Origin of the sequence: Paenibacillus residui, assembly GCF_042677205.1 — a bacterium.
GTDB classification, from domain to species: Bacteria; Bacillota; Bacilli; order Paenibacillales; family NBRC-103111; genus Paenibacillus_L; species Paenibacillus_L residui.
Genome location: NZ_JBHTIU010000108.1, coordinates 15,018 through 32,657 on the forward strand (window position 1 = coordinate 15,018; position 17,640 = coordinate 32,657).

Consider the following 17,640-nt stretch of genomic DNA (forward strand, 5'->3'; position numbering starts at 1 on the left):
CTGCAATAGCGGGGGAATGCTGCGTTTCACCGAAATAGGCCCGATGGGCCAATTGACAAACCGGAAGCACTCCACTACGATAAGACTCAAGCAATGAAAAAACTGCATATTCATTCAAATGCACTAGGGGTGCCGTAATCGGCTGAGACGGACGCTGTCCGATCCCTTTGGACCCGATCTAGGTAATGCTAGCGTGGGGAAGTGTAGCTGCACAACGTTATTTTAGCCTTGTGTTTAAACTGCATCTTGCCCGGGTGCAGTTTTTTTATTTGCTCAAAACCATTTACATGGAGGGTGTTCGCAAATGGAACAGACAGGTTGTGGAGCCAGTCGGATCGTCGGCTGCCGGTTCTCTCTTTATCCCATGTCGGACCGGTTCGTAGAAATCATTATGGGCGTGTTGGAGAAGGTGGATCGATCTAAAGTATGGATGAGCACGGATGATATCAGCACTTGTATTCGGGGGAAGGCCGAGCATGTCTTCGATGTGGCCAAGGCGGTTTACATTCAGGCTGCTGTCTCCGGGTTGCATGTCGTATGGAACGGGACTTTCTCTATAGGCTGTCCGGGCGATAGTGAAGGAGACGTCTATTTGTCCGAGGATGAGGAGAGGATGAATGAGGCCGGTTTGCGGCAGCATTCGATCGAGACGGCTTGCCAGTTCGCCCTGTATCCTCTCGGGAACCAAGGCTATATGAAAATTATTTATGACCAAATCGAACGGGCCAAAGCGCGGGGAACCTTCAGCGGCGGCGTTCACTATGCGAGCCGATTGGACGGGGATGCCCATGAAGTGTTTGCCTCTTTGGAAGAATCGTTCGTGAATGCGAGCAAGCTCGCTTCCCATGTGACCATGACGGCCGTGCTTTCTGCGAACAGCCCTTCCAGGAAGCCGGACAGAGTGTAGAGGGGGCTGCCGTAATGAAGCGTTGGAAGCTTCGCGAGGTGGTAGTGCTTGCCGCGTTATCGGTCGTTTTTGCCGTAGTCTATCTGGCTTTCCTACAATTCGGCAATGTCTTGGTCGGCCTGATGGGCCCGATTGGCTACGAGTTTATCTTCGGCATCTGGTTCATTGTATCCATCATCGCCGCTTACATTATCCGCAAACCGGGGGCGGCTTTCGTGTCCGAGACGATTACCGCAGCCATCGAGCTGCTGATGGGCAATGTGGCCGGCCCCAGACTGCTGCTGTCGGGGATGATTCAGGGGCTCGGGGCGGAGGCTGTATTTGCCGCTACCGGCTGGCAGCGCTATTCGACCTGGGTGCTGGTCTGCGCGGGAATGGGCTCGGCGGTGTTCAGCTTCGTGTGGGGCTTCTTCGTCTCGGGCTATGCGGCTCTTCACCCGGGATACGTCACGGCCATGTTCATTCTTCGCCTCATCAGCGGGGCTGTTCTGGCCGGCCTGTTGGGCAAAGGGGTGGCGGACGGCCTTGCCAAGACCGGGGTGCTGAGAGGCTTTGCCATTGCCAAATCCGCAAGAAAGAGAGAGCATCATGACATTGCAGGTTAACTCCCGTCTGCTGGAGGTGCGCCGGTGGACGTTTGCTTACGATGAAGAGTCGGCTCCGGTCATCGATAACGTCAGCTTCGAAGTAGCGGAGAACGATGCGGTTCTTCTGCTGGGGCCGAGCGGATCGGGCAAGAGCACGCTCGCTTACTGTATAAACGGCCTGTATCCGGAGGCGGTGGATGGTCATTCTGACGGAACAATTCTGCTGCAGGGCCAAGAAATAAGCTCTTACAGCCGGTCGGATATTAGCCGCCGCATCGGAATGGTCTTCCAGGATCCGGAGAGTCAGTTCTGTATGGTGACTGTCGAGGATGAGGTGGCCTTCGGCCTGGAAAACCTGGCGGTTCCTCCGGAGGAGATGGACGCGCGAATCGACCGGGCACTGAATTGGACAGGGCTTGCGGAATGCAGAAGGTCCAAGCTCCATCAGCTCTCCGGCGGAATGAAGCAGAAGCTGGCCCTGGCATGCGTTCTGGCTATGGAGCCCGGCGTCCTCATTCTGGATGAGCCGACGGCCAATCTGGATCCGCTGTCGACCCGGGAATTCGTCTGCATGATAGACCGTTTGCGGAAGAGAAGCTCATTGACGCTCGTAATTATCGAGCATAAGCTGGATGACTGGATGACGGTCGCCAATCGGGCTGTGGCGATGGATCGCCGGGGGAAGCTGGTGTACCAGGGAGGATTGAGAGACTTCTTCCGTAATCACGAAGAATGGAGTCGGGAGGAAGGGATATGGTGGCCGACGGCCTACAGGATGGGGAAGGATTGGCGGGCCCAAGGCATCTATGCCGGCAGTCATGATCCGCTGACGGAGCGGGAGCTGCTGGCGGGAATTCAGGAGCCCTACCGGGGATGGGCGGAATTGGCGGCTGCGCTTCGCTGTCCGGATGCCGGGGTGGAGGGGGACCCGGCAGCCAGCGGGGCCGTACCGCCCCGATGTGGGCAGGAGCAAGCTCTTGCTGTGAAGTCCCCTCTTATGACGCTAAATCAATTTTCCTATTCCCGCAAAGACAAGTCTGTTCTGCAGGAACTGAGCCTGGAGCTTTATCCGGGCGAACTGCTCGCCATTGTAGGACCTAACGGTGCTGGGAAAACGACCCTATCTCATGCATTGGCAGGGATTTTATCCGGTCCTTCTCAAGGGGAGATTGCGCTCTATGGTCGTCCCTTATCTTCTTGGAACGAGAGAGAGCTGCGCCGGCAAGTCGGGCTTGTATTCCAGAATCCCGAGCACCAGTTCGTCACCTCATCGGTATTTGAAGAGGTGGCCTTAAGCCTGCGGATTCAAGGAATGCCGGAGCGGGAAATTAGCGAGCGGGTACAAGAGTCGCTGCGTATGTTTCGTTTGGCGGAGTTGGCCGAAGAGAACCCGTTTGCCCTCAGCCAGGGGCAGAAGAGAAGGCTCAGCGTGGCCTCCATGCTCGCCGACGAGCAGAGGATACTGGTGCTGGACGAGCCGACCTTCGGTCAGGACGCATACACGGCAGGGCAGCTTATGAATCTGTTGGTTCAGTTGAAGGAACAGGGCAAATCGGTTGTCATGATTACTCATGACATGGAGCTGGTGCGGCAGTATGCGGACCGGGTTGCCGTGTTGATAGCCGGCCGTCTTCGTTTTGCGGGCACGCCGTTTGAGCTGTGGGACTATTCCTCCGATCTGCTGGAGGAGGCCCGGCTCTTGCTGCCGATACCGGTTTCCGTATGGAAGGTGCTCGGTGAGCAAGTTCATCTTACCGATCAGGAGAGGCTGCCTTATGGTATTACAGAGCATTAATCCGGGGATCAAGGTGGCTGCCGTTCTGCTTTGCGTCTGTTTGCTTGCTCTCGTGTTCGATCCCCTTACTCCTCTCCTCTTTTTGTCCTGGACGATCGGGATCACTTTTATATTCGGCCGGGTCCCGGCCAAGAAATGGCTGCTGTTTTTCTCTCCCTTCCTGATCGTTGCTTTGGGCTATATTTGGACGGCGATACTATTTGCCAAGGTGCCGGAGGGAGGAACTGAGACGATACTTCTGCGGTTGGGATGGCTGGAGGTTACCCAAGAGGCCTTGATTCGCGGAGCTTCGTTGGCCGCACGGATGCTAAGCTTCGCAGCCCTGTCTCTGATGTTCGTCTTCACGACCGATTCCACCCGCTTGATGCTTAGTCTGATGCAGCAGTTCAAGCTGTCCCCCAAGCTGGCCTACAGCATTATGGCGGGCTATCGCTTCCTTCCTCTGTTCAGGGAGGAGCTGCAAATATTGCAAAATGCCCATCGAGTAAGGGGGATCAACCGAAGCGGAGGGTTTCGTGGGAAGCTGAAGCAAATCCGCCGTTACGTCATCCCTCTGTTGGCCAGCGCCATACGCAAGGCGGAGAGAACAGCCGTAGCGATGGAATCCAAAGGGTTTACCGGTTCACGCGACCGGACCTTCTATCAGAAGGTTAAGGTGCAGCCCCGGGATTGGATGTTCCTGGGGAGTATGCTTGCCGTCCTGCTGCTTTCCTTCTATATTTCCTGGAGGCTCGGTTTGCTGCAGTGGTACGCCGGGCAATTGTAAACGACCGGTGTCATGGGTGATGCTATGGCGATATAATGGCCGAAGTGCGTTGATCGATGCAATGATTGATGCAATGACCGATGCGTGGATTCCCCGCGGCCGCTTTCATCCTCTCTGGATGGGGGCGGCTTTTTTTGCATAGTTTGTAACTCAACTTTCGGTGCGGCCAAGCGAAAATGCGCGAAGATTATTGCGATCGAGCGCATTTTGTACGATAAAGCATACAGTAAATGCCGCAAAGGCGTAGTTTATGTATGAATAATCTATAATCATATAAATCGACGCACAAGTTAAAATTGCCATCTCTATCCAATTTCCTTTATTTTCAGTATACTGATGATTATAGACATGAAAATGGGGGATAGACTTGTGAAGAAATTAACCTGCTTCCTGCTCTTATTATGTTTACTATTGAGCCCGGTCATGGTCTGGGCGGCAAATACTCCTGTGAAGAATGGAACGGTGCAGGACCAGGCGGGCATGTTCCGTGAGGAGGCGCTGGCCTCGTTGGAGCAGGCGGCTCAAGGGCCCCTCTATACTTTCTATATTTTGACGATCGACAGCTTGCAGGGTGAAGATCCGTTCGATTATACGACACGCGTATTTAATGAATGGGGTTTGCAAAATAATGAAATATTGCTGCTGATATCCAGTCAGGACCGGCGGATTGAAATGAATTTGGTCAGCGAGGAGCTCCAGCGGAGCATCCGATCCTTCTATGGCGGCGGCGATATCGGTGAACTGATCGGAAGGCTGACGGAGGAGTATTTCATTCCCGCGGCTAAAGAAGGGGATTTCGCTCAGGCCAGCTTGAACCTGATGAATGCGGTTCATGAACTGGCGGCAGAAGACGCCGAGGCGGTCCAGCCTGCCTCTGTCCCTGATCCGGAGCCGGAGGCTCCCGCTGCCGATCCTGAACCGCAGGCGGGGGACATGAGCCCGGCCGAAACCTCTGCCGATGTTGACAAGAAACCTTTAATACCTCCTCTGAGCCAGTGGAACTGGACTCTGATCGCTATCGTTCTCACCTCGGTTGTTCTGGCATGGATATTACTATATGGAATGATTCTCAAAATCCAGTGGTCCAAGCTTCGGTCCCGAGCGAATCAACTGCTGATTGAGGTTAGTCATGCCAACGAAGAACTGAAGCCTTATGTCGGGCTGGTTCAAGGACAGACCGAGAAGCTGGTCAACCAGCTTAACGAACTTGTCACACTGCTGTTGATTGACCTAGGCAAGCTGCAGCAGGACATGGAGGCGAAGATCCTTTTTATCAGGCTGCTCGCTCTTCGCCAGGGAATTCGTGAAGGCAGATTAACAGTAGCGAATTGTCAGGCTGTCTTCGAGAAGATTTATCCGGAAATTGTCCGGGTGGGGGAAACCGAACGTCAAGTGACTAGAAAGGTCGAGGACCTATCCGGGAAGCTGGAAGCCGCTCAATCGACGGTTCAACGGCTTGCGGAGAAGCACTCCTTTCCGTTAACCTGCATGACGGAGGAATTGACCGAGTTGGAAGCGGAGCTTAGTCGGGTGCGCGATCTGAAGGTGTTCGATCCTTTAAGAGCGAGCGAAGCGGCCGCCGGGTTAACGCAGCCCATGGAGAAAGCGTTCAAGGAGGCTGAAGAACTGCCCCAATGGTTGAATAAGTATAACGCCTTTCCTCAAACCTTATCGGAATGCAGACAAGAGCTGGAGCGTTGGATAAACGAGCATTGCCTGAAATTGGTCGGAATCGATCCGTACTCCAAGCTGGATGAGGCGCAGAGGAATATGGAGCCCTTATTGGCAGAGCTGCGGGTCGGAAATATGCCTAGTATTCGCCAGATATCCGGAAGAATGGACGAACTGCTGGCGGAAGCACTGGAGATGACGAAGAGGCATGCTTATTTGCGGGGCAAGAACCAGGAGGATATTCGATTCATCAAGCAGAAAATAGCGGAGTTCGCGAAGGTCGAGGCCGATCTGGAGCAGTTATTGAGTGATCTGCGGGCGGCTTTCGTTAAGGAGCATTGGGTGGACCTGGCCGTTTCCCTGGAGGCTGCCAAACGGATGATGCAGGATACGGCCGTTCAGCTTCCCAATGTAATCAAGCTGACGGATGATGATCACCAACACTTTGAGGAGGCTCGTCTAAAGCTGGATGAGATGCTTCAGTGGCTTGACGGGGTGGATCAAATTTCAAGCCATTGCCAGTCGATTTCCATGCAATTGAACGAAGCTATGGATGATCTGCGAACGGTCGTGAATGAGAGCTGGAAGCAATTCATGGAATCTGCGCAGTTGGCCAGAAATGAAAAGCTAATCTTCTTGGAGGGGGCAGGGCCGGACGAAACCTACCCCATTATCTATCCCATGTTTCAAAAGTTGAAATCGATGCTCCATACTACCCCGTACTCTTTACAGGAACTTGAGCGGCATGTCCGCGAATTTTCCGGCAGCATCGACGATTTCGTGATCCATGTCGAATTCGTATTAGGGGAAAAGAACTATGCTCTGGAAGCGATCAGCTTTATGGAATCAAGCTTCCAATCTGCAGTGGCCAGGACCCGGAGGAAGATCCGGGTGAGAAAATATGAGAAGAACTACCGCAATATTCTTTATGAAGTGAACAACCTGATGGCCTCCGGCTTCTATATGGATGCAGCCGAGAAGGTTAACGAGGTACAATATCTTATTGACGAAATGGATAACGAATATCAGCGTAAGCTATATTCAGAGCGGACATCGGCCTCCTCTTCAAGCTGGGGGTCCAGTTCCTCGGAAACCTCTATATGGGGTTCCAACTCGTCGCGCAAGCCTTCCGGAAGCTCTATATGGGGTTACGGCTCGTCTCGGAATACCTCCGGGAGCTCTACAAGGGATTCCAGCTTCTCGCAGAATACGTCCGGAGGGTCTTCTTGGAGTTCAAGCTCTTCGCGGAATACGTCCGGAGGCTCTACATGGGGTTCGAGCTCCTCAGCGAACAAATCCGGCGGTTCCTCCTGGGGTTCCGGCTCAAACAACAATAATAAATCCGGGGGCTCCAATTGGTAGTTCACCCGGACATGCGAACAGCACGATCCTAAGCGGATCGTGCTTTTATTGTGCTCAATAGCTGCACCTGGATTATGAACCATAGGCACCAAATAGGCGGTAGTTCCATAGAGTATTAGCAGAATCTCATGGAAAGGAGGAACTAAGGATGAAAGGGAATCGTTACGGGAGCTCTCCAATTCTATGGGGAGGAAGCTGGGTATATCCGCCATATAGCGCAGGTCCTTCGTACAATACCCGGCTGCAAGCCGGACCCGCAGCCGATACGGATACTGCCTCGCTGATCCGGGAGCTGGCCAAAGCGATCAATGGAGAATACAACGCTATCCGGACATATGAATGGCTGGCCAGAGAAGCTCCTGACGAAGAATTTCGTAAAATAATTTCAGACATAAAGCAGGATGAGGAACACCACTTCCGGCTATTTTCCAGCTATTATTCCCAGCTGACAGGCGGTCGCAAGCCGGAAATTAAGGCGGGTCCACTCCCGGAATCTTTCGTTAAGGGTGTAGAGGAATCCATTAAGGACGAGCTGGAGGATTCGAAGAGCTATCAGCGATTGTCGGAGATTGTGCCTTTGCCTCTGCGCAGAGGGCTGATCAACGCCTCGCATGACGAGCAGCGGCATGCCACCTGGTTCTCTTACATTTGGAACAGGACCAGATAATCCGACCCCATAGGCCGACGTCAACATGCGGCTGGGCGATTGGGCAGCCGCATGGCAGGACGCAGGCGAAGCCTCATCATTCGTGATGAGGCTTGGGCGATGCTCTCTAACGAGAAAGTTAATCGTTCTTATGTTCGAATAAATAGAGATACTCTCCGTAGCCTTCTTCCTCCAGTCTTTCCTTCGGAATAAAGCGTAAAGAAGCGGAGTTGATACAATAACGAAGCCCGGTGGGTGCCGGCCCATCGTTGAAGACATGGCCGAGATGCGAGTCGGCTACCCGGCTTCTGACCTCCGTTCGAACCATCGAATGCTTCAGGTCCAGCTTCTCCTTGATGCTGTGTGACTGCAGCGGTTTCGTAAAGCTGGGCCACCCGCACCCGGAATCAAATTTATCCAGGGAACTGAAGAGAGGCTCTCCCGATATAATATCGACATAGATGCCTTCTTCCTTGGAATCCCAAAATTCATTTTGGAAAGGCGGTTCTGTAGCTTCGTTTTGAGTAACCTCATACTGCATAGGGGTGAGGCGAGTTTTTAAGCTGTCCCGATCTATCTTGCGGCTCCAATGCCGTTCGATAAAATCCTCCCTGCCGGAGCCTTGCCGATAACGACGGTAATGGGCGGGATTTTTGCGATGGTAATTCTGATGGTAATCCTCTGCCGGGTAGAAAGGTGCCGCCGGAATAATCGGGGTCACGATCGGCTTGTCGAAGCGGCCGCTATCTTCCAGCTCCTTCTTGGATTGCTCGGCTTCTTCCCTCTGCTTCTCATTGTGATAGAAGATGGCCGTCCGGTAAGAGCTTCCCCGGTCATAGAATTGTCCTCCCTCATCGGTCGGATCGATCTGCATCCAGTAGATTTCCAACAGCTTGCGATAAGGGAAAATCTCGGGGTCATAGGTGATCTGAACCGCTTCATAATGCCCGGTTGTGTCCGAACAGACCTGTTCATAGGTCGGGTTTTCCAGAGTCCCGCCGGTATATCCGGATACGACTTGAATGATGCCGGGCAATTCCTCGAATGGGGAAACCATGCACCAGAAGCATCCGCCGGCGAAAGTGGCCAGTTCATAGTTACGTTCTTCTTGCGGGGCCATGGTGTGTCCTCCTTCATATACTATTTGTCAGGGTGAAACGGATTGAGATGATTCTTATTGTAATTATCCTTCTCGGCATTGGCAAATGTATGGCGAATGACGTAACGAAGGAATGTCGAATATCGGCGGCTTCGTTCCATGGGTTTAATCCGGGCTGCTGCAGGCTTGGACGAAGGCTTCGAACAATTTGGCGGACAAGCTGTCCGTAAGCGCGGTATGTTCGGGATGCCATTGGACGCCAAGAACGAACTTGGAACCGGGATGCTCGACCGATTCAATGACTCCGTCGGGCGCCCGGGAGGAAACCCGGAAGCCGGGGGCTTCCTGCTTGACCGCCTGATGGTGAAAGCTGTTGACCTTGACCTGTTCTGTGCCGGCAATGCTATGAAGAAGCGTGCCTTCCAGAATGGTGATCTTGTGGCTCCTATGCGATCGGGGAGCTTTCTGGGCATGCTGGATAGAGGGATGCTGCGAACCCAGATCCTGATATAGGCTTCCCCCGAAGGCCGCATTTAACACCTGGCAGCCGCGGCAAATGGCAAATACCGGTTTGTTCAGCGCGAGAAAGCGGCGGGCCAGGTGAATCTCGCTCCAGTCTCTTGCCGGGGTCACAGTGCCCAGTCCGGGGATAGGGTCCTCTCCGTACCACTCCGGATCGATGTCTTCCCCTCCAGATAACAGTAAGCCGTCCAGAGTTTCGGCTAATTGCTCCACATCCTGCAGCTCCCGAATGACCGGAATAGCAACAGGCAATCCCCCGGATCTCAGTATCGTATCCGAATATACATGTCCGAGATAAACCTGCTCTTCATTCATATAACAGGTAATTCCCACAAGCGGTTTAATCGCAAAGACCACCTTTCGTCCTTAGTTTGATTCCATTGTACTCCTTCTTCTTCCAGGTTAGAAGAGGCCGGGGCTTAGGAGATTTCAGGGGAAAATGTCGAATTTGGAATTCCTTTGTCATACTTTGTAATACTAAATATTACTTGTCGGAAGAATGAAGCTATTTAATAGAAAGAAAAACAAGTATAGCTTTTGCTAGATTCGGGAAAACTGAGTGTGAGAAGAACTAATAAAAGTCTATTTTTTAAAGATGGGGTGATTAAGAATGTCTTTCAGATCGCCATTTTCTATTAATCGACTGGCACTTATCACTATTTTCCTTATTTTGTTAGGGGTATGGGGGCAATTTCGCGTGTTTGCCGATGTTACGGCAGCCGAAGACCCATGGCGGGAACTGATGAACTTAACCGATTCTTTATATGATGAAGCTAATCTGGTAATCTATCAGGAGAGTGTTTTTAACACTTATAGCGATCCGGCGGAATTCACAGCTATAGGCCGCGAGACCGCAGAGAGGCTTCAATTGCCGGAAGGAAGCCTGAACGCACTCCCGGATGGACGCCTCTGCTATGAGACCGCCGCACCTATGTCCGGCGGTCAGGTAACGATGAGACTAGTCGCCCTGGATGATGGTGTTACGGCTTATCTGACCGTGCGTTGGGATGGGGCTGTCCGGGAATTTCCGCAGGCTTTGGAGTGGCGGGAATCGATGCCGGAAAGCGATGGAGCTAGATGGAATATAGGGATTCAGGGGATGGTACGGGATAGCTTGCAGGCGAACTCCGGCAAGGAAGAGGTTATCCTGAGCGTACAGAATAAGCTGCAGGCTCAGCGCATTGACCGTTATGAAGATGCCGGAAGCTTGAGCGTTTCATTGTCCTCCCCGCTGCTTAATGAATATATCATAAGCGGACAGCATAAAATTCATGCGCAAGCCGCTGTGCACCAAGTGACCGAAAGCGGCAAATGGAGGCTGACCCTCGGTTTTCCGGCAATCACGATGGAGTATTAGCACGGCATAATTGTTTATAGCGAACGCCGTGCAAGCGGCTGTCAGTATAAGGCCGCGAAGAGATGGGAGGGAAGGTTTTCTCGAATGAGAGGATCGATGAAAATCTTTTTGGCAGTGCTTTTTTTTGTAGCGGTCGTCATTTATATTGTAATTTCCCAAGGAGGCTTGTCCTGGTTCGCCAGTAAGAATGTATTTCAAGAGCAATCAGTGGACGCTGACAAAATAGAAAGAATCAATATTAATACCAGCAGTGCAGATGTGCAAATGGTCTCCGGCGACGCTGAGCAGATTGTGATTAAGCTGGAGGGGAAGGCAAACCAAAGCTACCGGAAGAAGACGGCTCTGCGGGTCAAAGAGGCCGGAGACACTCTGAATGTTGAGGTGAATCTGCCTAACGGCATCAGCTTCGGCTTCGCGCCAAACGATGTTAATCTCAAGGTAGAGCTCCCCGAGAAGATTTATAAAGAATTGAAGCTGGAGAGCTCAAGCGGAGACCTTAGCCTCGATTCGGTGAATGCGGTCTATATGCAGTTAAGAAGCTCTTCCGGGGACATTCAGGTCAGCCGGTTCTCCGCCGATCTGATTGAGTTCCGGGCATCCAGCGGAGATATCAGCATTCTCGACGGATCGGCTGAGCTCCAGGGAGAAACCAGTTCGGGGGAAATTTCGATAGAGCTGGGTGAGCTGGGACAAGACATGAATCTGGAAACGTCCAGCGGGGATATCGACATCCGGCTAAGCGACTGGCCTTCGGGGCTGGACCTCGATTTCCGTTCCGGTTCGGGGGATGGCAGAGTCGGACTGGAGGGCTTCGAATACGAAACGGATAAATCCAACCGGATTGTCGGCAAGATAGGTGAGGGGAAGATCAAGATGAAGGTAAGGACAAGCTCGGGTGATTTTTCTCTGACGAGGTGAACTCGGGCACAGATCCGCGACGGGGTCCAATAAATAATGGGCGTTGGTCCCTATCCTTTGTTCGGGCGAATGCATAGGATATAGCAGCCTAAGGAACAACCCGATAAAGGAGTGTTACTTTCAGTGAGTTATTTTGATACGGGAATCCCCTATGGATCTCCCCAGCCGTTATACCCATCTCCGTCTTACCCGTCGTATCCGTCCTATCCATCCCATCCTTCTTATCCTGAAGGACCAGGAGTTTTACCCGCTTTTGCCCAGCCATCGATTCGCCCCCGGGAGCTGATTGCCCGCTTCCGCCCGCTGGTGAATTACGGATTAAAGGAGGCGCAAACGACGGGTACCCGACATGCCATGACGGAAGTAGTATTAATAGCGTATTTAATGGGAAGAGGATATCCTCTTCAGAAGGCCCATCAGTTGGTGGAGTCTTGGGAAGTGGATGAGACGTTTCCCCGAACGGAAAATGGGGAAGTATAGCAGCATAAGGGAACCGGCAGAACCAACTGCCGGTTCTTGGCTTATTAGTATGTTTGTGGGCAACCGGGTCATGTGACCCGGGTCCAGTCGAGCGAAACAAGCTTCAATCCGTTTGAAGACTATCCGCTGACCGAATTCGTGTTAGGTGAGAAAGGAACCGAAGAAGTAAGTTTCCGGCCTGGAAAAGCGCCGGCGTTCGCCTCGTTATCCCAGGATTTCAACCTTCAAAAAATAGATTCCCAAGAAATCTGAGAATAACAGCGATTGGATGTCTAAACTTGTCTCGTTGGACAGGCTCCATGGATCAGTATGGGAAAAAATCAGAAGGCGGTGAAGAGAATGGATTTTCAAGCGACCAGTTGGCAGGAGGAACCGGCTCCTCCCCATGCCATAAATTGCAGCAATTGCGAGTTAGCCGGACAGCGCACCCGGGTGATTTGGGGAGAGGGGAATCCGCAAGCATCCGTTCTAATTTTGTTGGACAACCCCGGGGAGAGGGAGAACCGGGACGGAGAGCCGTATGTTTGCGGCACCCGGCAAACGTTACAGAAGGCCGCATGGGAGGCGGGCTTCACCGAGAACGATCTCTATGTAACCTATTTATTGAAATGCCGGCCGAAGAGAGCCTACAATAAAGAAAAGGCAAGAGCGGCCTGCAGGGAGCATTTGCAGCTGCAGTTAGATCAGAAGCTTCCACGGTTTATTTTTTGCTTGGGAAATACGGCTGTGCAGTCTTTTCTCGGAAATCCGGAGGCCGAGGTTAAGGAACTGCGGGGAACGTGGCTTGAAGCCGATGGGCGCCATCTTCTTTTGGTTTCTTATCACCCTCTGGCGGTTCGGAGAAGACCTAATTTATACCCCCGTTTTGCCGCCGATTGGAAGATGCTGTTTGACCGTTATCGGCAAGAGCATGCCGGAACCGGGGCGCTCACAAATAAGTAACGCATGGTGGGCTCTACCAGCGTACCGCGTCTGATTTGACTTGCTATGATTGACTCTTAGGCAAACACACATCCTGGGCGCAAGCATATATTATCCATATAGAGGCAAGAGTGATGCAACCGAAAGGAGTGGCTAATCGATGCGAGGTCAGGCGAAGTCTTATTTTATTGTCGGAAATACAGCGAAAGGTCCTCACAGCCTGTTTGATTCGGCTTACAGCAATGTGAAGAGCCTCTATGTTCTTACAGGAGGGCCCGGTACGGGGAAATCCGCCATCATTCGAAATTTGGCGAATACAATGCGGGAACGGGGCTGGGATGTGGAGCTTTATCATTCCTCCCTCGACAGTGAAGACCTGGACGGGATGATCGTTACCGGCTTGCAGGCCGGTTTGATTGACGGCACGGCTTGTCCTGAAGCTTTGCAATCCGGTGTAGGGAATGCGCTTGAGGTATTCGATTTGGATGAAGCGGTCGATCGTAATTTATTGCAGGCGGATGAGAGCCGGATGTCCGAACTGCAGCTGGAAATAGAGCATTGGTACAATAAAGCGATAGATACTTATAACAAGGGCTTGCATATCCACGATGAATGGGAAAAGATCTACATCGATAACATGGATCATGCTGCAGCCGATCGAATTACCCGGGAATTGATCGATTCTTTATTTGGAGCAAGGAGGGATTCGAAACCGGCCAAGGTCATTCACCGCTATCTTGGAGCGGCGACATCCAGAGGCCCTGTTGATTTCATCATGCCTTTGACAGAGGGACTCTCCAGACGGATTTTCGTTAAGGGGCGCCCAGGCTCGGGGAAATCGACGATGATGAAGAAGCTGGCTGCCGAGGCGGAAAGAAAAGGGTATGATGTGGAAATGTTCCATTGCGGCTTCGACCCGAACAGTCTCGATATGCTGATTTTTCCGGATATCGATGTGGCCATTTTCGATAGTACGGCTCCCCATGAGCATTTTCCTTCCCGGGCAGGGGATGAAATTTTGGATATGTATGAGAAAACCTTTCCGCCAGGAATAGATGAAAAATATGCGGATTCGATTGCGGAGATCCGTGCCCGCTATACTTCGGCAATGAGTGAAGCCAATGCTTGCTTGGCCAAGGTGAAAAGTCTGCGCGACGAATGGAAGAGGCTTTACCGCAAAGGTGTAGATTCCGCCAAGGTTGCTGAGATCGAGAGCCGAATTCGGGGGGCTTTCGAGAAGCAAGTCCATAAGATTTAATCCATCCTATTGCAGGGACTATCTGATCAGGTAGTCCCTGTAATTTATTGCTACTGTTTTCTCACCTCTTCGAAAAGACTTCGTAAATCTTTTTTTTACCACATTGGAAAGTTTAAGTTCATTAAAGTATTGAAATGGAGTGACTTTCTAATTGGCATAAAAAGCTTCCGCTAATACCGGGTTATTCAACTTCGAAAAAACTTCGTTAAAAGCTTTTTTTACCACATTGGAAAGTTTAGGTTCATTAAAGTATTGAAATGGAGCGACTTTCCAATTGGCATAAAAAGCCACCTCTAGTACCGGGTTATTCATCTTTGAAAAAACTTCGTTAAAAGCTTTTTTTACCACATTGGAAAGTTTAAGTTCATTAAAGTATTGAAATGGAGTGACTTTCTAATTGGCATAAAAAGCTTCCGCTAATACCGGGTTATTCATCTTCGAAAAAACTTCGTTAAAAGCTTTTTTTACAAATAAAGGAGGATTCTGAACGGGATTAATACTATAATAAGATTAAGAGCAAAAGCAGGAAATTTGGTTGAAGACATCGGGAGGCGTTGAAGAATGATTAATTTGACAGAGGAACGCAGGAGACAGCTGGAGTATGTAGGCATCCGCGATGCGGATTTGTCCTTGCTGAAATCGAAGAAAGCGGAGTTTCAACAAATTGTGGAAAGCTTGGTGGACGAGCTTTATGACCATATTATGGCGCATCCCGAATTGAAGGAAGTTATTGAGAAGCATAGTACGATGGAGCGTCTGAAAGAAACCCAAAGATGGTATTTCATGTCGATGACCGAAGGGGTTATTGACGAGGAGTATATTCAGAAGCGTATGCATATAGGCTCTGTTCATTCTAGAATCGGATTGGATTCCAACTGGTATTTGGGAACGTATATGATTTATCTGGACATAGCTTCCGTCCGTTTTCAACAAACCATGCCCCAAGATTGGGTGAAGGTGATCCATTCCTTGACCAAGATGTTTAATTTCGACTCCCAATTGGTTCTGGAAGCATACGAGAAGCTGGAGAAGGCAAAACTGGAAGCGGTCAGTATGGAACAAAGCAAGATGCTGCAAGGAATTAATGCCTCCATTCAGGATCTTGTGGGCATGATGGTTCAGCTTGGAGCAAGCAGTCAGTCTGTGGCCGAGATGGCGGAGAATACCGTCAACTCCCAGGAAAAGGCGAATCATCTGCTGTACGAGCTGGATAAGGAAATTCAGTACATAAATGAAATGGGTACCTTGATGCAGGAAGTTTCCGATCAGACCCATTTGCTCGGTCTTAACGCAGCCATTGAAGCCGCACGTGCAGGAGAAGAGGGGCGGGGCTTCGAGGTCGTGGCCAACGAGGTCCGTAAGCTGGCTTCCCGTTCCAGAGAAGCCCTGGATCAAATCCGGCTCAAGCTGACGTCCGTTCATCGTTTTCTGCGCCAGGTAGAAGAAGAATCGAAGCGGACTTCGAACTATGCCAAGAATCAATCGGTCAGTTCCCAAGAGCTGGCTTCCTTCGTTAATATGATTGAAAAGGTTACCTCCGAACTGGAAAGATTGAAGACGGCGAAAACCGGCTGATGGGTATAAAGAGGAGCGTCTCCATTAGGGAAGACGCTCTTGCTGCTGGATTGGCCCTTTCATGCGGCAGGATTCTATATGTAAGGGGGATTTGGTATGGGCAAGATCTCGGTCAAACGGATCTATGACAAGCAGGCGCCGACGGACGGACTTAGAATTTTGGTAGACCGGCTTTGGCCAAGAGGCATGACTAAAGAAGCCGCACACTTGGATGAATGGATGAAGGAAGCGGCTCCCAGCCGAGCGCTGCGCCAATGGTTTGCCCACAATCCGGATAGATTTGAATCGTTCAAAGAACAATATATGCGGGAATTGGACCAGGCCGACGGGGAAGCTGGCCGGACCCTGCATAAGCTTAGACAAATGGTTAGGGGCAAGGAGCCTGTCACCCTTCTATATGCGGCCAAAGATGAAAGATATAATCAAGCGGTTGTCTTGAAGGAATGGCTGGAAGAGAAAGAGGGAATGAATAAACAAAGCTAGTCCTGACCCGCAAGTGATATAGGGGCGGATATTATGGGGCCGGATTCCGGGGGTCCTTCAGAAATAAAAATGCTTTCCGATAGCTATAAAATATTTCTATTGAGCGGTTCGTTGTGATGATGTTAATTTTATTGATATAATGTTTCAAAGCACGAACTTGTATTACAGGAAATATAAATCTTCTGGTCACAGAAATGAGGGAAATCATATGGAACATAAAATAACTGTCGGTATTGTAGGCTACGGGAATCTGGGTAAAGGTGTAGAGCTTGCACTCAAACAAAACCCTGATTTCCAACTGGAGGCCATCTTCACAAGAAGAAAACCGGAAGAGCTCACAGCAGGCTCCAAGCTGGTCCATATTTCTGAAGTGCAGGCTTATCAAGATAAGATCGATGTAATGATTCTATGCGGGGGATCTGCGACCGATCTGCCTGTCCAGGGGCCCGAATTTGCCGCAATGTTTAACACGGTGGACAGCTTCGATACCCATGCCCGCATTCCTGAATATTTCGCCAAGGTAGACGCCGAAGCGCGTAAGTCCGGGCACGTCAGTGTCATCTCTACCGGCTGGGATCCCGGCTTGTTTTCCCTGAACCGTCTGCTCGGGGAAGCCATTCTTCCCGAGGGTAAGGAATATACTTTCTGGGGTAAGGGAGTCAGCCAAGGACACTCGGATGCGGTTCGCCGGGTAGAAGGAGTCAAGCTCGGCATCCAATATACGATTCCAAGCGAAACGGCCGTATCGAGAGTTCGCGCCGGAGAGAATCCGGAGCTGTCGACCCGGGACAAGCATCTGCGGGAATGCTTTATTGTACCCGAGGAGGGCGCCGATCGCGATCGGATCGAGGCGGAGATCAAGTCGATGCCGAATTACTTCGCCGATTACGAGACGATCGTTCACTTCATTTCGGAAGAAGAGATGAAGGCCAACCACTCGGCTATGCCTCACGGCGGTCATGTGCTTCGTTCCGGGAAGACCGGAGCGGACAGCACTCAATTGATCGAGTTCGTGCTGAAGCTGGGCAGCAATCCCGAATTTACGGCGAGCGTGCTGGTCGCTTATGCCAGAGCGGCTTATAGACTGGCCAAGGAAGGACAAACCGGGGCCAAGACGGTGTTTGATATTCCGTTTGGTGCCCTGTCCCCCAAATCTCCTGAACAGCTGCGCAAAGAGCTTTTGTAAGCAAACGATAATATGGAACAACCAACCCGTAAGCCGGGAGCATCGGCTGCGGGAGGAATAGGACAAGCCTGCGGATGGATCATTCTGCAGGCTTGTTTTTTTGTGCT

The 17,640-nt window shown here is 51.3% G+C and carries 16 protein-coding genes and 1 riboswitch; of the genes, 14 read left to right on the forward strand and 2 right to left on the reverse strand.

All coding sequences use genetic code 11. The annotated features are described in order from the left end of the window. Window positions 1-115 precede the first annotated feature (115 nt). Window positions 116-217: riboswitch (TPP riboswitch) on the forward strand. A gap of 87 nt (window positions 218-304) precedes the next feature. The 6 genes from ACFQ03_RS25090 (at window position 305) to ACFQ03_RS25115 (ending at window position 7,755) form a co-directional block, all read left to right on the forward strand. Continuing rightward, complete coding sequence (locus ACFQ03_RS25090) at window positions 305-907, forward strand: YkoF family thiamine/hydroxymethylpyrimidine-binding protein (protein WP_379291760.1); 603 nt, start codon at window positions 305-307, stop codon at window positions 905-907. A gap of 14 nt (window positions 908-921) precedes the next feature. Beyond that, complete coding sequence (locus ACFQ03_RS25095) at window positions 922-1,512, forward strand: ECF transporter S component (RefSeq protein ID WP_144937366.1); 591 nt, start codon at window positions 922-924, stop codon at window positions 1,510-1,512. Next, the gene (locus ACFQ03_RS25100) at window positions 1,496-3,289 is read left to right on the forward strand and encodes an ABC transporter ATP-binding protein (protein ID WP_379291763.1); all 1,794 of its coding nucleotides are present in this window, start codon (window positions 1,496-1,498) and stop codon (window positions 3,287-3,289) included. The genes ACFQ03_RS25095 and ACFQ03_RS25100 overlap by 17 nt, the downstream gene beginning before the upstream one ends. Next, window positions 3,270-4,055 (forward strand): energy-coupling factor transporter transmembrane component T family protein, encoded by a 786-nt coding sequence (locus ACFQ03_RS25105; protein ID WP_379291765.1) that lies wholly within the window; start codon window positions 3,270-3,272, stop codon window positions 4,053-4,055. Before ACFQ03_RS25100 ends, ACFQ03_RS25105 begins: the two co-directional genes overlap by 20 nt. Before the next feature lie 369 nt (window positions 4,056-4,424). Then, a complete protein-coding gene (locus tag ACFQ03_RS25110) occupies window positions 4,425-7,088 on the forward strand; it encodes a TPM domain-containing protein (protein ID WP_379291767.1) in 2,664 nt (887 codons plus the stop codon). A gap of 148 nt (window positions 7,089-7,236) precedes the next feature. Next, complete coding sequence (locus ACFQ03_RS25115; protein ID WP_144937354.1) at window positions 7,237-7,755, forward strand: ferritin family protein; 519 nt, start codon at window positions 7,237-7,239, stop codon at window positions 7,753-7,755. A gap of 118 nt (window positions 7,756-7,873) precedes the next feature. Here ACFQ03_RS25115 and msrA read toward each other — a convergent pair whose 3' ends face one another. Further along, window positions 7,874-8,854 (reverse strand): peptide-methionine (S)-S-oxide reductase MsrA, encoded by a 981-nt coding sequence (gene msrA, locus ACFQ03_RS25120; protein ID WP_144937350.1) that lies wholly within the window; start codon window positions 8,852-8,854, stop codon window positions 7,874-7,876. Between the two features lie 144 nt (window positions 8,855-8,998). Further along, window positions 8,999-9,712 carry a gamma-glutamyl-gamma-aminobutyrate hydrolase family protein gene (locus ACFQ03_RS25125; RefSeq protein ID WP_379291770.1) on the reverse strand — a complete coding sequence of 238 codons (714 nt, stop codon included), beginning with the start codon at window positions 9,710-9,712 and terminating at the stop codon, window positions 8,999-9,001. A 253-nt stretch (window positions 9,713-9,965) separates the two neighbouring features. Between ACFQ03_RS25125 and ACFQ03_RS25130 the strand changes: the two genes are divergently transcribed. From ACFQ03_RS25130 to ACFQ03_RS25165, 8 genes are all read left to right on the forward strand, one after another. After that, entirely contained in the window at window positions 9,966-10,712 is a 747-nt protein-coding gene (locus tag ACFQ03_RS25130; protein ID WP_144937344.1) for a YwmB family TATA-box binding protein, read from the forward strand. A gap of 96 nt (window positions 10,713-10,808) precedes the next feature. Then, window positions 10,809-11,630: a DUF4097 family beta strand repeat-containing protein gene (locus ACFQ03_RS25135; protein ID WP_222126662.1), complete on the forward strand. Its 822-nt coding sequence runs from the start codon at window positions 10,809-10,811 to the stop codon at window positions 11,628-11,630. A gap of 123 nt (window positions 11,631-11,753) precedes the next feature. Beyond that, window positions 11,754-12,110, forward strand: coding sequence for a hypothetical protein (locus tag ACFQ03_RS25140; RefSeq protein WP_379291773.1), 357 nt, complete (start codon window positions 11,754-11,756; stop codon window positions 12,108-12,110). 339 nt (window positions 12,111-12,449) lie between these two features. Continuing rightward, window positions 12,450-13,052, forward strand: a complete 603-nt coding sequence (locus ACFQ03_RS25145) for a uracil-DNA glycosylase (protein ID WP_379291775.1) — start codon at window positions 12,450-12,452, stop codon at window positions 13,050-13,052. A 139-nt stretch (window positions 13,053-13,191) separates the two neighbouring features. After that, entirely contained in the window at window positions 13,192-14,289 is a 1,098-nt protein-coding gene (locus tag ACFQ03_RS25150) for a PRK06851 family protein (RefSeq protein WP_379291777.1), read from the forward strand. 561 nt (window positions 14,290-14,850) lie between these two features. Continuing rightward, window positions 14,851-15,864 (forward strand): protoglobin domain-containing protein, encoded by a 1,014-nt coding sequence (locus ACFQ03_RS25155; protein ID WP_379291779.1) that lies wholly within the window; start codon window positions 14,851-14,853, stop codon window positions 15,862-15,864. Window positions 15,865-15,960: 96 nt separating this feature from the next. Then, window positions 15,961-16,347 carry a DUF488 domain-containing protein gene (locus ACFQ03_RS25160; RefSeq protein WP_379291781.1) on the forward strand — a complete coding sequence of 129 codons (387 nt, stop codon included), beginning with the start codon at window positions 15,961-15,963 and terminating at the stop codon, window positions 16,345-16,347. A 208-nt stretch (window positions 16,348-16,555) separates the two neighbouring features. After that, complete coding sequence (locus ACFQ03_RS25165) at window positions 16,556-17,533, forward strand: diaminopimelate dehydrogenase (protein WP_379291783.1); 978 nt, start codon at window positions 16,556-16,558, stop codon at window positions 17,531-17,533. Window positions 17,534-17,640 lie beyond the last annotated feature (107 nt).

Excerpts from the sequence above, each read along its gene's own strand:
- ACFQ03_RS25090 (WP_379291760.1), top strand. The coding sequence starts at position 305 with ATGGAACAGACAGGTTGTGGAGCCAGTCGGATCGTCGGCTGCCGGTTC.
- ACFQ03_RS25095 (WP_144937366.1), top strand. The coding sequence starts at position 922 with ATGAAGCGTTGGAAGCTTCGCGAGGTGGTAGTGCTTGCCGCGTTATCG.
- ACFQ03_RS25100 (WP_379291763.1), top strand. The coding sequence starts at position 1,496 with ATGACATTGCAGGTTAACTCCCGTCTGCTGGAGGTGCGCCGGTGGACG.
- ACFQ03_RS25105 (WP_379291765.1), top strand. The coding sequence starts at position 3,270 with ATGGTATTACAGAGCATTAATCCGGGGATCAAGGTGGCTGCCGTTCTG.
- ACFQ03_RS25115 (WP_144937354.1), top strand. The coding sequence starts at position 7,237 with ATGAAAGGGAATCGTTACGGGAGCTCTCCAATTCTATGGGGAGGAAGC.
- msrA (WP_144937350.1), bottom strand. The coding sequence starts at position 8,854 with ATGGCCCCGCAAGAAGAACGTAACTATGAACTGGCCACTTTCGCCGGC.
- ACFQ03_RS25130 (WP_144937344.1), top strand. The coding sequence starts at position 9,966 with ATGTCTTTCAGATCGCCATTTTCTATTAATCGACTGGCACTTATCACT.
- ACFQ03_RS25135 (WP_222126662.1), top strand. The coding sequence starts at position 10,809 with ATGAAAATCTTTTTGGCAGTGCTTTTTTTTGTAGCGGTCGTCATTTAT.
- ACFQ03_RS25145 (WP_379291775.1), top strand. The coding sequence starts at position 12,450 with ATGGATTTTCAAGCGACCAGTTGGCAGGAGGAACCGGCTCCTCCCCAT.
- ACFQ03_RS25150 (WP_379291777.1), top strand. The coding sequence starts at position 13,192 with ATGCGAGGTCAGGCGAAGTCTTATTTTATTGTCGGAAATACAGCGAAA.
- ACFQ03_RS25155 (WP_379291779.1), top strand. The coding sequence starts at position 14,851 with ATGATTAATTTGACAGAGGAACGCAGGAGACAGCTGGAGTATGTAGGC.
- ACFQ03_RS25160 (WP_379291781.1), top strand. The coding sequence starts at position 15,961 with ATGGGCAAGATCTCGGTCAAACGGATCTATGACAAGCAGGCGCCGACG.
- ACFQ03_RS25165 (WP_379291783.1), top strand. The coding sequence starts at position 16,556 with ATGGAACATAAAATAACTGTCGGTATTGTAGGCTACGGGAATCTGGGT.